Annotated in this window: 13 protein-coding genes; 6 read left to right on the top strand and 7 right to left on the bottom strand. The window is 46.1% G+C overall.

The features are described 5' to 3' along the window. Window positions 1-53 precede the first annotated feature (53 nt). Window positions 54-2,072: a ferrous iron transport protein B gene (gene feoB, locus GWP43_RS07085; protein WP_162663581.1), complete on the bottom strand. Its 2,019-nt coding sequence runs from the start codon at window positions 2,070-2,072 to the stop codon at window positions 54-56. 2 nt (window positions 2,073-2,074) lie between these two features. Next, window positions 2,075-2,299, bottom strand: a complete 225-nt coding sequence (locus tag GWP43_RS07080; protein WP_162663580.1) for a FeoA family protein — start codon at window positions 2,297-2,299, stop codon at window positions 2,075-2,077. 191 nt (window positions 2,300-2,490) lie between these two features. On the opposite strand from GWP43_RS07080, the gene GWP43_RS07075 reads away from it, so the two are divergent. From GWP43_RS07075 to GWP43_RS07050, 6 genes are all read left to right on the top strand, one after another. Next, window positions 2,491-3,150 (top strand): transporter associated domain-containing protein, encoded by a 660-nt coding sequence (locus tag GWP43_RS07075; protein WP_162663579.1) that lies wholly within the window; start codon window positions 2,491-2,493, stop codon window positions 3,148-3,150. Between the two features lie 22 nt (window positions 3,151-3,172). Continuing rightward, complete coding sequence (locus tag GWP43_RS07070) at window positions 3,173-4,624, top strand: sigma-54 interaction domain-containing protein (RefSeq protein ID WP_162663578.1); 1,452 nt, start codon at window positions 3,173-3,175, stop codon at window positions 4,622-4,624. A gap of 86 nt (window positions 4,625-4,710) precedes the next feature. After that, a complete protein-coding gene (locus tag GWP43_RS07065; protein ID WP_162663577.1) occupies window positions 4,711-5,217 on the top strand; it encodes a UvrB/UvrC motif-containing protein in 507 nt (168 codons plus the stop codon). 1 nt (window position 5,218) lies between these two features. Beyond that, window positions 5,219-6,319, top strand: a complete 1,101-nt coding sequence (locus GWP43_RS07060; protein WP_162663576.1) for an ATP--guanido phosphotransferase — start codon at window positions 5,219-5,221, stop codon at window positions 6,317-6,319. A gap of 16 nt (window positions 6,320-6,335) precedes the next feature. Beyond that, window positions 6,336-8,825, top strand: coding sequence for an ATP-dependent Clp protease ATP-binding subunit (locus tag GWP43_RS07055; protein ID WP_162664792.1), 2,490 nt, complete (start codon window positions 6,336-6,338; stop codon window positions 8,823-8,825). Between the two features lie 79 nt (window positions 8,826-8,904). Further along, entirely contained in the window at window positions 8,905-9,354 is a 450-nt protein-coding gene (locus tag GWP43_RS07050; protein ID WP_162663575.1) for a 2-thiouracil desulfurase family protein, read from the top strand. A gap of 7 nt (window positions 9,355-9,361) precedes the next feature. On the opposite strand, the gene GWP43_RS07045 is transcribed toward GWP43_RS07050, so the two are convergent. The 5 genes from GWP43_RS07045 to GWP43_RS07025 all read right to left on the bottom strand — a co-directional run bounded on the left by GWP43_RS07045 (window position 9,362) and on the right by GWP43_RS07025 (window position 13,836). Beyond that, window positions 9,362-10,225, bottom strand: a complete 864-nt coding sequence (locus GWP43_RS07045; RefSeq protein WP_044016519.1) for a metal ABC transporter permease — start codon at window positions 10,223-10,225, stop codon at window positions 9,362-9,364. 10 nt (window positions 10,226-10,235) lie between these two features. Then, window positions 10,236-11,096 (bottom strand): metal ABC transporter permease, encoded by an 861-nt coding sequence (locus GWP43_RS07040; protein ID WP_162663574.1) that lies wholly within the window; start codon window positions 11,094-11,096, stop codon window positions 10,236-10,238. A 258-nt stretch (window positions 11,097-11,354) separates the two neighbouring features. Further along, entirely contained in the window at window positions 11,355-12,233 is an 879-nt protein-coding gene (locus GWP43_RS07035; protein WP_162663573.1) for a metal ABC transporter ATP-binding protein, read from the bottom strand. A 48-nt stretch (window positions 12,234-12,281) separates the two neighbouring features. Beyond that, a complete protein-coding gene (locus tag GWP43_RS07030; RefSeq protein WP_162663572.1) occupies window positions 12,282-13,238 on the bottom strand; it encodes a metal ABC transporter substrate-binding protein in 957 nt (318 codons plus the stop codon). A 181-nt stretch (window positions 13,239-13,419) separates the two neighbouring features. Then, the gene (locus GWP43_RS07025) at window positions 13,420-13,836 is read right to left on the bottom strand and encodes an iron dependent repressor, metal binding and dimerization domain protein (RefSeq protein WP_162664790.1); all 417 of its coding nucleotides are present in this window, start codon (window positions 13,834-13,836) and stop codon (window positions 13,420-13,422) included. Window positions 13,837-13,897: the final 61 nt, after the last annotated feature.

Here is a 13,897-nt window from a genome sequence, read left to right as displayed (position 1 = left end):
GTTACGACCGCTAAACCCGTTCGAAAACTTCCGTTTCGGAACAGGGCTATTTTCTAAAAGATAAGCATCCCGATGTGATACGCGATAGCGGCAATTACAAGTGCGGAAAAAATATAATACACCGCAATGGTTATCGTCCATTTTTTAGAGTGCGTTTCCTGTGCGGTAGCGGCAAGCGCCATCAAGCACGGCATATTAAAGAAAAACGCAAAGAGGAATGCAAGTGCTTCGGGTTTTGAAATAGCCGCGAGCATCGTGTTGCTCAAAACCGCCGTATCAACGGTACCCCGCGTTGCAACGGCATTCCAGATACCGGATGACGTAAACAGGGATGCCAGCACTCCCAGCGCGGATTCTTTCCCCATCGCCGAGGCAACAAATGCCATAAAAAGCTGCCACGGTAATCCGAAGATTTTTGTGACGGGTTCTATAAACATACCGATTTTATAAATGATGCTGTTTGTTATGTTTCCGTCCGGCGTGTACGCAAGCGCCCAAAATACCACGGAAATAAGTACGATAACACTCAACGCTCTTTTAAACACATTGCCCATTTTATTCAAAACGGAAGCAAAGAGATTTTTCCAATGCGGTTTATGATAAGGGGGCAGCTCCATAATCATGCCAAGATTTTCATCACCTTTATAAAGCGATTTTCTGAAAATCCGGTATGTAACTAAGAGGTGTAAAAATGCAACGGCAAATAAGCTCAAAACAACAAAAACCGCTTGCTTACCGAAGAAGGCTCCGCTGACGACACCCACAACGCCCCATGTCGCCCCGCACGGCACCACCCACGAAAGCGCTATCGTCATAACCCGCTGCCCCCATGAGTCGATAATCCTCGATCCGGTAACGCCTCCGATATTGCAGCCGAAGCTCACCAAGAAAGGCATAATCGCTTTTCCCTGCAATCCCAATTTAGACATCGTGTTATCAAACACATAGGAAACCCGTGCCATATAGCCGACATCTTCCATAAATCCGAACACTAAACTGACGCCGAATACATAGCTGACCATCATAAACGCAAACGTAACGGCAGTCATAACTGCGCCGCACACAAGCGAGATTATCCAATTTGCAGCGCCAAGGAGCATAAGCCCTTTCGCCAGTAAACCGGAAAGCGGCGGAATAGCAACCCAAAATATTCCCATTAACGGAAAACCGATTAGCATCGAAACAATTAATCCCGCAATGATAATGCCGACAGCAATCGGTTTACCCCATGTTTTACTTGTCGCGAGCCTATCGAATGTGCTTCTGGTAAAAGTATGCCGATTTTCCGTAACGTATTTTTTAATGAGCGAATCTACCCAATTAAATTTACATTGTCCGGTATATAAATTGCCGTCTTTTATGTCCTGTAATATGCTTTCGATATTTTTAAATTGCGTTGCATCGACCGCTGTTTGTACCAATTCAATCGCTTTTTGATCTTTTTCAACAAGTTTACTTATAATCCACGTTTGTGAAAAAACGCCGATGCCGTCTTTCGGAATATACGTTTCCAACGTACGATATTTTTCGCCAATCGTATCTTCGTATAATGTTTTCAGCACTTCATCTTTTAAAAGCGCTCCGTTCCGGTGTTCTAAAAAGTCATACAGGGAAGCGTATTCTTTTTTGTCTGCTGCGATAATCGGGATAACCGGTATATTCAGCGCTTTCTGCAATCCGTCAATATCCACCATCTTACCTTGCTGATGCGCAATATCCATCATATTCATAATAAGGACAACGGGAACTTGTATACCGGCATAATCGGATAGCATAAAAAGACTCCGGTTTAACTGCGATGCATCCGCCATAATCGCAACAAGGTCGGCCTTTCCATTCGCTATGTATTCTCGTGTAATGACTTCTTCTTCGGAGTGTGCCGACAAGCCGTAAGAGCCGGGTAAATCGACGATTGTATAGTCGGTACCCTTATGCGAAAAGTCTCCTTCCTTTTTCTCTACGGTTTTTCCCGGCCAGTTGCCGACATGCTGATTTGCACCTGTAAGTCCGTTAAATAATGTTGATTTCCCCGAATTCGGTTGACCAAGCAGCGCAATGGTTATTTTTTTCATAGCTATAATATCTCCATCATAATCTTATCAGCCTCTTTTTTATTGACTGCAATCGCGGTGTTTCTGCAATACATAAGCACCGGCTGTTTTTTATAATTCTGAATTACTTCGATTTCGCTTCCAACCGTTATACCGATGGATATTATTCTGCTTTGAAAATGCGTGTCTCCGAGTATTTCGATAACTTTCGCTTTTGTCTTTTCTTTTAATGCGCTTAACTTTTCCATATACAATGCTCCCAATGTAAGTTATTTATTACATTTGCTTAAATGGTAACGCAATTAGTCCGGCCTGTCAACGCGTGTAATTTGATTTGGTATGTGTAATTAAGTCGGCGATTACCCATTATCCATTAATTTGCCCACTTATTGTCAATTAACTCTTTTCTTTTGAGCATTTCAGTGTATAATATTCGATAATGAATAAATTAAAAGCGAAACTGAACAAACAAAACCTTAGGCGATATTTAGGTTTGCTGGCAAGCTATACGGAAATTTTGCTTGCCCTTGTAGTCATTATCGGAATTTTGCTTCTCTGTATTCGCGTTCTTGTACAGCTGAAAGGCTTTATCATCAGTACGTTTGCAGGTACGGAGATTCCCTCGTTTGCGGAATTTCTTTCAACGGTATTCGAGCTGGTTATCGGTATCGAGTTTGTAAAGATGCTCACAAAGCATACGCCGGGCAGCGCTATCGAGGTACTTTTGTATACGATTGCTCGTGCGCTCATTATGGATCACAGCAGTATGCAGAGCTCTCTGTTAGGTGTTATCGCTATCGCAATCCTTTTTGCCGTCCGTAAGTATTTCAATGATCCTGAAGTACATAATCATGAAACCGGTGGGGACTATATCGTAAACGGCGGTATCAGTATGAAAGAGGTTAATAAGAGGCTCGATGCAGACTTCGATGAATCTTACGGGCACACCGTTGCGGGGTATCTATTCAATTATTTACAGGCAATAGGAAAAACGCCGACGGTTGGATGTGAAGCTCAAATCGGTGAATATATGTTTCAAGTATATGATATGGAAGGAGAACTTATCCGACATATTAGAATAACTCCGCTCAAATCATAAAAGATAGTGGGAGGGTGGTGCTATGTCTGAGTATGAATGTTTAAGAAAAGATTCTTGTCCGATCCGGCTGGATGCGGAAAAGCAGCTCGATTCCATCATTGAAAATATGTTTGACGGTATTTATATCACCGATGGACAGGCTAATACGCTGCGGGCAAATAAAGCGTACGAGATGATTACCGGTATTTGTCGCGACGATGTGATGGGTTGTAACATGAAACAGCTTGAAGAGAGCGGTACAATCTCTCAGTCGGGGTTCTTAATCGCTATCCGAACCGGCAAGCCGGTAACACTGCAGCAAAAATTTAGCACGGGGCGGCAGGCGTTGATTACCAGTACGCCGGTGTTCGGCCCCGACGATAAGATCGAAATGGTCATCACTAATGTCCGTGATATGACCGAGATCCATCATCTGAGAGAAGAAATTGAATCCAGAAACGAGGAGCGGTTGCGTCTTCATAAAGAGTTGGAACATATCAGGACTCAGTTCCTTGATAAAACCGATTTTATTGCCGCCGATAAAGTAACACTTTCGATTATCCGTATGGCCGATAAGGTTGCCCCGCTCGATACAACGGTGATGATTAGCGGTGAAACAGGTGTCGGTAAAGAAGTGTTTGCACAATATGTTCACAGCCAAAGCCGCCGCAGTAAAAAATCATTTATCAGCGTGAATTGTGGTGCCATTCCCGCAAATCTGATAGAAAGCGAGCTATTCGGCTATGAACGAGGTGCTTTTACCGGCGCTGATAAGAACGGCAAAGCAGGACTTTTCGAGGTAGCCGACCAAGGGACGATTTTCCTCGATGAAATCGGCGAGCTGCCGCTGAATATGCAGGTAAAGCTACTGCGGGTGCTGCAAGAGCATGAGGTAAAGCGTATCGGTGGAACAAAGCCCATTCCGGTAGATATACGCGTCATTGCGGCAACGAACCGTAATTTGGAAGAAATGGTTAAGAAAAAGAAATTCCGAAAAGACCTGTATTACCGAATGATGGTGTTCCCGCTGCACATTCCGCCGCTCCGCGAACGCCGTAACGACATCATCCCGCTGGCGCAGCTTTTTCTCGAACAGCTTAACCGGAAATATGCATTCCATAAATACTTTTCCGATGCAGCGCTCCGGCTGATGGTTGGTTACGAATGGCCCGGTAATATCCGCGAGCTGCGGAATATTGTGGAACGGGCTGTTATCGTTACCGACAGCGATGAAATTACGGCCATGAATACGTTTATTACCCCGTGTAAGCCGCAGACGGAGCCCTTGTACATACCGGTAAAGCAGCCTGACAGTATCCACGATCTAAAGGCTGCGCTCGCGGATATAGAAGCAGAGTACATCGACTTTGCGTATAAGACCTACGGCAATGTACGGCTTGCGGCAGAAAGTCTCGGGATGTCTCATGCAACCTTTGTCCGCAAACGTCAACGGCATACTGCCTCCCGCGACATAAAAGAACAACCCTTAGCTTAGTCCTTGATTTTATCAATCATTGTCTGTATGCTTCTAAGGAAATTACAAACCTTGGAAAAATATTAGAAGGGAATGAGGAAGGCAGCATGATATGTCAAATATGCGGAAAACATAATGCCTCTATGCTTGTGCGGCAGATTGTAGGCGGAAAGACAAAAGAGTTGTATCTTTGCAGAGCATGTGCTAAAAAACACCATATTTATTCCGATGATAAGGAAATGTCTCTTTCGCTCAAAGCAATTTTTGACGGCCTTGTACCTAAATTGGACGCTCGAGAAAAGGTAAATGAGAGTGCCCACCCTCTTGCGTGTCCCGATTGCGGAATGCCGCTCAGCCGTGTCAAAGAAAAAAAAGTGATCGGCTGCCCTCGTTGTTTTTTTTATTTTCGCGATACCGTATTAAAGTTTATGCAGGAAGGTTCCGGAGAGATCTTTTACGCTGGAAATTTGCCGTTGCAACCGGAGACATTTTCGGACGTGGCAGTCTCGTTGCAACATCTTGAAGATGAACTGCAAAAAGCGGTAGAGAATGAAGAATATGAGCTGGCTGCATACCTCCGCGATAAGATAAAAGAGCAGGAGGTTTCGTCCTAGGATGTTTGCTGCTTCAAACGCATGGTATACCTATTCGGGACACGACAACGATACGGTGCTTTCTTCGCGGGTACGTATTGTACGGAACTTAAAGAACTACCGCTTTCCTCCGACACTCGGTAAAGAAGATGCTGAAACAGTATATCGAACTGTAGTTTCCGCATTCCAAACGCTGCCTCCTGTTGACGGCTTTCATCCCATTAGGCTCGATACGTTGGATGCAATAGCAAAAAAGATTTTTGAAGAGCGGAATATTATCCCAGCAAATCTGGAGCGGAATTTCGGTACGGGGGTCATTGTTCGTGATGACGGTATCCTTTCGGCAACCGTGAATATCAAAGACCACATCAGGCTTTCGGCGTTCTATGCAGGCTTTGAACTTCAAAAATGCTTTACGCTGGGAAAAAACATCATCGATACCTTGGCTGAAACGCTGGAATTCAGCGCAGTCCAGGATTTCGGCTATCTTTCTTCTGATGTGATGAATATTGGGAGCGGTATAAAGTATTCAGTATTGTGTTCGCTGCCAGGTCATTCGTTAACAAACAAGATACAGGAAAAGATAGAGGCGCTTACAAAGCAGAATTTTGAAGTGCACGCATATTATGCGCAAAATACAAAGCGGATGCTCGGTTATCTATACCTCATTTCTACGAAAAGCTCCGCGGGCTATACCGATGAGGTACAAATTGGTATGATAATGACCGCCATTAGAACGCTTATCAATGAGGAGCGGGAATTGCGGGATTCATTGGTAAGGACGCAGCTGTGGCGTATTCAAGATGATGTCATTAAAGCGTTCAGTATTGCTAAAAATGCATACTTGCTCGATGTAAAAGATACGATAGACCTTGTGTTCAAGATAAAACTCGGCATCAATCTCGGCTTTATCGAAGGTTTAAGCCCCGAAGCCTGCCTTGCGCTTCTGTATCAAACCCAAACCGCCCATATTGCCTTTTTGATGCTAAACGGTACGTTTCATCTTGAAGAACCTTTCCAGCTCGATGAGATCCGTATTGAGCGTATCCGTGCGATTTTAGTACAGGAGATCTTAAAACGAGCTGAACTGCGGATACAAAGCTCCGCAAAAAACGGACTGTAGAAACGAGAGGTACATGATGCATACTCTTTCACAAAATCTTTATGAATTGTTAACGATCTTTAGCCAGCAAGAGGCTCGGCGGGTGAATGCCGACACGGTAGAGCCTGAACATATATTGCTTGCGCTCATCACAAAAAAACTGGGGCGCGGATATCGGTTGTTGGAGAATCTCCATGTCAATTTTTTGACACTGCAGCTACGGCTGGAACAAAGTACGCCGATACGAGAAGGGGAACCGATAAAAGGAGACATTCCTTCATCAAGTAGGGTTAAACAGCTTGTCGATACCGCCGCTGCCCAAGCCCGGATCATGCAGCAGGATGCAGCCGGTACGGAGCATCTTATTCTGGCCTTTGCTCAGATACAAGAGAGTATTCTTGCGCATTTCTTTTTACAGCAGGGAATTTTTCTGGATGATGTGCAGCAGACATTGAATCAACTGCACGGTACGGATACTCGGCGCGATAAACCACAGCAAGAAAAAAAGAAACACAGCGTATTATCGGAATTCAGCAGAGATCTGACCAAGATAACCCGCGAAGGCCTCCTTGATCCGGTTATCGGCAGAGTGCGGGAGATGCGCCGCGTTATGCAGATTTTATCCCGCCGCAGCAAGAATAATCCCGTATTGATTGGAGAACCCGGCGTCGGCAAGACTTCCATCGTTGAAGGACTCGCGGCGGCGATTGTGAATGAGCAAGTACCTCGGTCTCTGTTCGGAAAGCGGGTTATTGCGCTTGATCTTGCCTCTATTGTCGCCGGCACCAAGTACCGCGGGCAGTTCGAGGAGCGCATCAAACGTATTATTAAAGAAGTAAGCGAAAGTAAAAATATCATCCTGTTTATCGACGAACTACATACCCTCATCGGTACCGGCGGTTCTCAAGGGGCGCTCGATGCGGCCAATATCTTAAAACCGGCGCTTGCCCGCGGAGAGATACAGTGTATCGGTGCAACGACATTAGATGAATACCGCAAGTATTTTGAAAAAGATTCCGCTCTTGAACGGCGTTTTCAATCCGTACTGATTAAAGAGCCGACAAAAGAAGAAACGTGCGCTATTCTCGGAGGGCTTAAAGCAAAGTATGAGCAGCATCATCACGTGCATTATTCGGACGAGACGATTAAGAAGATTGTAGAGCTTTCATCTCGCTACATTCCCGACCGTTTTTTCCCCGATAAGGCAATCGATGTGATGGATGAGGCGGGAGCTTTGAAAACGATGGATACGACTGAACTGCCTCAAAATATAACCGCTATCGAACAGCGGATTACCGAGCTTGTCGGCGAAAAAAAAGACTTGGTTGCCGTACAGGATTATGAGCGGGCAGCTGCGGTGCGTGATGAAGTAAATGTCCTAAAGATTCAGCTGGAAAAGATTAAACTGCATTGGCTTAATCAGGAAAACAAAACAATGCTTGAAGTTGATCCTGCCGATATTGCCGAAACCGTTTCTTTGATGACGGATATTCCGCTCAAAAGTGTTGGCTCCGATGAAGCGAAGCGCCTTGCGCATATCGAAAAAGAGCTGCATAAAACCATTATTGGGCAGGATGAAGCTATCGGCATTATCTCAAATGCATTGCGTCGTTCTCGTGCGGGTATTGCATCGGCGGATCGGCCTATCGGCTCATTCCTCTTTTTAGGACTGACAGGGGTAGGGAAGACGCTGCTGGCAAAGGCGCTTGCCGAATTCCTCTTCGGCTCTGCGGAATCCCTTATTAGGGTCGATATGAGCGATTACATGGAAAAACATGCCGTTGCACGGTTGGTTGGAGCGCCTCCCGGGTATATTGGGTTTGAAAACGGCGGAATGCTGACGGAAAAAATTAGGCGAAATCCGTATTCCGTTATCCTATTCGATGAAATCGAAAAAGCACACCCCGATGTCTTTAACCTGTTGCTGCAGGTGCTGGAGGAGGGGGAGCTGAGGGACAGCCTCGGCCATACGGTGAGCTTTCGGAATACGGTGATCATCCTCACCGGTAATGTCGGTACCAGGGATTTGATGGAAGAACCGCTCGGTTTTGCACAGGTAGAAAACCGCACTATCGACTATCAAAGCATGAAAAAGTCGGCGGAGCTGGAGGCAAAAAAAATCTTTAGCCCTGAGTTTCTGAATCGGCTCGATTCATTAATTGTCTTTACCCCGCTTTCCGAAAAAGAAATAGAATCTATTTTCGAGTTGGAGCTTTCCAAATTAACCGGCCGCCTTGAAGCAAAGAAGCTGCAGCTGCAAATCACCGACGAGGCTCGTGCCTATTGTATCAAACACGGTTACGATCCCTTGCTCGGAGCGCGCCCGATGCGCAGGCTGCTGCAAACCGAAATAGAAGATGCTCTTGCCGTCAAAATTATCGCAGGCGACTTTACTCCCGATACGACCGCCGTCATCGATGCTGACGGAAACGCGCTTACGATAAGCATTCAAGCTGTTAGACAGTCAATTTCTGAAACAACTATCACCGTACTCCCTGCCGTCTCTACGGAACCGCAGGAAAGGTAGCTAAAACAACAGCGTTGCCGGTATTATCGGAAGCGTCGAAAATGCCGGAGATACACCTGTGAAGAGGAGCGTTCCGCTTATGCTCATTGTAAGCGCCTGCCTTGCAGGATTCCCCTGTAGGTATGACGGAAAGAAAGCAATAAATCCTGACGTGCAGCAGCTTGTAAGAGAAGGAAAAGCAATACCGGTCTGTCCGGAGCAGCTTGGAGGCTTACCGACACCGCGTTCGGCAGCAGAAATAAAAGCAGGAAAAGTCATTAACACTGACGGCGATGACGTAACCGAAGCATTTGAAAAAGGTGCTGCTGTAGTTTTAGAAATAGCACAGCAGTATGGTTGTACGGATGCACTGCTTAAAGCCCGTTCCCCTTCATGCGGAAAAGGTTTGGTTTATGACGGGACTTTTTCCGGAATACTCACTGCAGGAAATGGGAAAACGGCAGATTTACTTATGAAAAATGGGATAACCGTAATGACCGAAGAAGAATGGAGCGATATCGATCTCCCTTTACGTTGTTTGACGCACTAAGCGAGTCCTAAGCGAGCGCTAAACGTGCTTTCCGCGCTGCTCGGCGGTGCGCAAGCATACCGTATTTAGGCGCAAATACCATCGCGCAGGCAAAAAAGAACGACTCCGTTAAAATGATACAGGCGCCGGTCGCTCCGTTCAGGTAATAACTCACGTAAGTACCAATCAAGGAACTCATCACCGCGGAGCAGGCGGAAATAAGGAGCATCCGGTTCAGTCTGTCCGTCAAAAGGTAGGCGATACAACCGGGAATAATCAGCATTGCAACCGTCAGCAAAATCCCTGCCGCCTGCAGCGACGCAACAATGGTCAGCGCCGTCAGCGAAAGAAACAGGTAATGAATAGCCTGCACGTTCAAACCCACCGCCTGCGCATGGTTTTTATCAAACAAGTACAGCAGAATATCCTTCCGCTTGGCAATCAGTACAACCAGCGTCACCACCGAACATACAACCGCCTGTATCATATCGCCCCTTTCAATTCCCAAAAGACTCCCGAACAAAATATGCATAAAATGAATATTCGAACTCACCTTTGTGACCAAAATCAGCCCGATCGCCATCAGCCCTGTAAACACCACCCCCATTACCGAATCTTCATGGATACGGCTCCGGTCTTTTATCCACCCCGTCGCAGCCGCATTCAATAGCCCTGCCGCAAACGCCCCAACCCCAAGCGGAATATGCAAAAGATACGCCCCCACAATTCCCGGCAACACCGCATGAGAAATCGCATCCCCCATCAGCGACCAGCCCTTTAAGATCAGATAACAGGAAATCAGAGCGCAAACACCCCCGACCAACGCCGCTATCACAAGCGCTTTTATCATAAATCCATACGTAAACGGCTCTAAAACCGACATTAACCACATAGACCTCTCCTCAGTTTTGTGCAAAAAAGGCTTTTATCGAACGTGCTGCCGTCCGCCGTGCAGCGAGGATTCCGTGATGCGGCGCAAAGAACAGAATCGCTAAAAATAGGAAAAACTGCAATGCAACGATACACCCGCCTGCCGAGCCGTTCAGATAATAGCTGATATAGGCTCCTGCTGAAGCGGTGAGTGTCCCGATTATTGCCGCAAGCCCCATCATCATGGGAAATCTGTCTGTGAGCAGATATGCGGCAGCACCCGGCGTTACCAGCATTGCCACAACAAGCACACTGCCTACCGTTTGCAGCGCCGCAATCGCCGTAACCGCAAGAAGAGTGAGCAGCAACAGGTAGAGCGCATTGGTGTTCAGTCCTATCGAGCGGGCGTGCGACGGATCAAAAGAGAAAAGCCGCAAATCTTTCCATTTCAGCAAGATGATGATAAGACTTCCGCCTGCAATAATCAGCGTTTGCACAATATCTCTGTCGGCAATACCGAGAATATTTCCCATAATGATTGTCGTAAGGCTGATGTTACTTGGGTACAGTGAGATCAGCAGCACACCGAGCGCAAAAAACGTGGTATAGACAATACCGATAACTGCATCTTCGCGAATCCGGGTCTTGTTTTTAACAAAGCCCATAACCAATGCCGCAAGCATTCCGCTGATAAACGCGCCGACTGAAAACGGAATACCGATAATGTAAGCAACTGCGACTCCCGGCACCACCGCATGGGACAGCGCATCTCCCAAAAGCGACCAGCCTTTCAGCACAACAAAGCATGACAGCAGGGCACATACCCCGCCGACACCTCCACTTACCACAATCGCTTTCACCATGTATTCATACTGAAAAGGAATTAATAACATATCACTCCATCAAGGCAAACGCATCAGACTATTTTTTTAACACCCCGCAGAATAATGGGGCTGTTCGACCAGAGTTGAACTGCTTTGCAGTTCAAATGGTCTCACAACCTCCATTATTCTGCGATTTTTATATATTTGTCTAATGTGTTTGCCTTTCTCTTCAGAATAAACTGTGGAAAATTTTTAATAAAATTTTCCACAGAAAGGGACGCAACCGCTTTAAATATATCGGGCGCGGTTGCTTTTTCAGAACCGCCACTACTCAACAACATTTCTTATGCCCTTGAGGTACGGTTTGCCTTCCTGCTTGGTAATCAAAGCCCCCTCGTCATCGGTAAATACTCTTATTTCGTGAGCAGTGTCTTCCGGATTATCGGTATGATCAATCTTAATACTCCGCAGAGCGCCTCCAAAGGCTTTGATCAGGTTTTCGGCGGTGAAGGTGGTTTCCGTCGCGCCGGAGGCAATCACCGTCCGATTGATGATTACAACATGGTCGCAAAACTCCGGGATGGAACCTAAATCGTGTGTGGAAACAAAGATTAGATGCCCTTCGTTTTTCAGCTCACGCAGCAGCTCGATAATCGCTGTTTCCGTTTTAACATCGACTCCGGTAAACGGCTCATCGAGCAATATGATTTTTCCCTGCTGCGCAAGCGCCCGCGCAAGGAATACTCGTTTTTTTTGCCCGCCTGAAAGTTCACCAATCTGCCGGTCTTTAAAATCGAGCATCTGTACCCGCTCTAAACTGCGCTCGGCCATTTCTTTATCCTCTTTGCTCGGAATACGGAGAAAATTCATATAGCCGTACCGCCCCATCATCACCACATCCCACACACTAACCGGAAACGACCAGTCCACATCTTCAGACTGCGGCACGTATGCAAGTAAGTGCTGTTTTTGTGCCATACCAATCGGTTTTCCGCAGATTGTTACCTGTCCGCTCATCGGTTTAATAAAGCCCATGATTGTCTTAAAAAGCGTGGACTTTCCGCTGCCGTTTACCCCGACTAATGCCGTAATCGTCCCCTTTTGCAGAGAAAACGACGCATCATATAGGGCGACATGTCCGTTGTTATAGGCAACACTGACATCCTTTACTGTAAGTTCAACGGGATATTCCTGCTTACCGTCCATAATTCTTTCCTTATTATTCGTGCGGAGGGGTAATGCTCACTCTGCGGCTTACCGTGAAAGACTATCCTGGAATCCCTTCACGATTGCATTGGCATTGTATTCCAGCATTTTCAGATAAGTCGGGGCATCTCCGTCTTCATACGTCAAAGAGTCGACATATAAAACCCCGCCGTAATAGGCACCTGTCTCCTTACAGACTTGCAGCTGCGGCTTATTGCTGATGGTACTTTCGGAAAAGGCAACGGGAATATGATGCAGCCGGATGGTATCTACCACCTTTTGAATTTGCTGAGGGCTGCCTTCTTCATCGGCGTTAACCGGCCACAGGTACAATTCTTTCATATTGCAGTCGCGGATAAGGTACGAAAAAGGCCCTTCACAGGTTACGAGCCACCGCTGCGATTCGGGGATTTCAGACAGCTTTTCAGTGAGGAAGGTATCTATCTTTTTGATGCTTTCACTGTACGCAGCCGCATTGGCATTGTAGGTTTCCGCATTCGCAGGGTCTAAACTCACAAAGGCTTTCCGGATATTTTCCACATAGATGAGCGCATTTTTCGGCGACATCCACGAATGCGGGTTCGGCATCCCGTTGTACGGTCCTTCCCCGATACCCATCGGCTCAATTCCATCGCTGAGCGTAACGCTCGGTACATCTTTTACATTGCCCATGAATTTTTCAAACCAGCGTTCAAGCCCCAAACCGTTGCGCAGTACCAAATCAGCAGATTGAGCCTTCACAATATCAAGCGGAGTCGGCTCATACTCGTGAATTTCCGCCCCCGGCTTGGTAATCGATTCAACGAGAAGCTTATCGCCTGCAATATTCTGTGCCATATCCTGCAAAATAGTGAAGGTTGTTACTACCCGTTTGGGGCGTGCAGCGTCCGCTTTGCTTGCAGCCGCAGCCGCGTCTTTTTTTGTGCAACCGGTAATACCGGCAATACCGATAATAAACGTTAGTATCATGAGTATAATTGTTGTCCGTTGTGTATGATTTTTCATACAAGCTCCTTTGGAAAATTATTCCGGAACAAAATTTCTATTTTTAGTAGTATAAACTACATAAAATACTTGGAAAATATGTAGTAAAAACTACATATTTTCACCACAAATGTAGTGCATACTACAGTATTTTGTCAAGACTATTACCATAATTTGAATGGTAATAATAGCAGTCCAGTGTTTAGGGGTTTTCTATAAACTGCTTCATACATTCCAATGTTTCGGAACTGATGTGGTGTTCCAATCCTTCGGAATCGAGTAGGGCTGTTTTTTCGCTTACGCCGAGTTTCAGTAAAAATTGAAGTACGATTCCATGCCGGATAGCACATTCACGCGCCAATGCACGGCCTTCTTCGGTAAGGCATATCGGTTTATGGGTACCACTTTCAATCAAATGATTGACTTTTAGCCGTTGCAGTACCTGAATGACCGACACATGACTTACGCCGAAATATCGTGCAAGATCCATAACGCGGCATTTCCCGTTTTCTTTACTGATTTTGGCGATAGCCTCCGTATAATCTTCCAGTATTTCTATTGCATGATCTGCTCGAGTCCGCGAAAATGCCGCCGACGCTTCCGGTTTTTCTTCCGTCATCATCCTATCCGATTGTTTAGAGATTTCTTGCAGGGAACAATTAAAAACTTCCGTTTTTAAT

The sequence above is a fragment of the Treponema vincentii genome (assembly GCF_010365865.1).
In the GTDB taxonomy this organism is placed as follows: domain Bacteria; phylum Spirochaetota; class Spirochaetia; order Treponematales; family Treponemataceae; genus Treponema.
This window is presented reverse-complemented; position numbering and strand designations above follow the sequence as displayed.

Excerpts from the sequence above, each read along its gene's own strand:
- GWP43_RS07045 (WP_044016519.1), bottom strand. The coding sequence starts at position 10,225 with ATGTGGTTAATGTCGGTTTTAGAGCCGTTTACGTATGGATTTATGATA.
- GWP43_RS07035 (WP_162663573.1), bottom strand. The coding sequence starts at position 12,233 with ATGGACGGTAAGCAGGAATATCCCGTTGAACTTACAGTAAAGGATGTC.
- GWP43_RS07055 (WP_162664792.1), top strand. The coding sequence starts at position 6,336 with ATGCATACTCTTTCACAAAATCTTTATGAATTGTTAACGATCTTTAGC.
- GWP43_RS07080 (WP_162663580.1), bottom strand. The coding sequence starts at position 2,299 with ATGGAAAAGTTAAGCGCATTAAAAGAAAAGACAAAAGCGAAAGTTATC.
- GWP43_RS07030 (WP_162663572.1), bottom strand. The coding sequence starts at position 13,238 with ATGAAAAATCATACACAACGGACAACAATTATACTCATGATACTAACG.
- GWP43_RS07050 (WP_162663575.1), top strand. The coding sequence starts at position 8,905 with ATGCTCATTGTAAGCGCCTGCCTTGCAGGATTCCCCTGTAGGTATGAC.
- feoB (WP_162663581.1), bottom strand. The coding sequence starts at position 2,072 with ATGAAAAAAATAACCATTGCGCTGCTTGGTCAACCGAATTCGGGGAAA.
- GWP43_RS07075 (WP_162663579.1), top strand. The coding sequence starts at position 2,491 with ATGAATAAATTAAAAGCGAAACTGAACAAACAAAACCTTAGGCGATAT.
- GWP43_RS07025 (WP_162664790.1), bottom strand. The coding sequence starts at position 13,836 with ATGACGGAAGAAAAACCGGAAGCGTCGGCGGCATTTTCGCGGACTCGA.
- GWP43_RS07060 (WP_162663576.1), top strand. The coding sequence starts at position 5,219 with ATGTTTGCTGCTTCAAACGCATGGTATACCTATTCGGGACACGACAAC.
- GWP43_RS07065 (WP_162663577.1), top strand. The coding sequence starts at position 4,711 with ATGATATGTCAAATATGCGGAAAACATAATGCCTCTATGCTTGTGCGG.
- GWP43_RS07040 (WP_162663574.1), bottom strand. The coding sequence starts at position 11,096 with ATGTTATTAATTCCTTTTCAGTATGAATACATGGTGAAAGCGATTGTG.
- GWP43_RS07070 (WP_162663578.1), top strand. The coding sequence starts at position 3,173 with ATGTCTGAGTATGAATGTTTAAGAAAAGATTCTTGTCCGATCCGGCTG.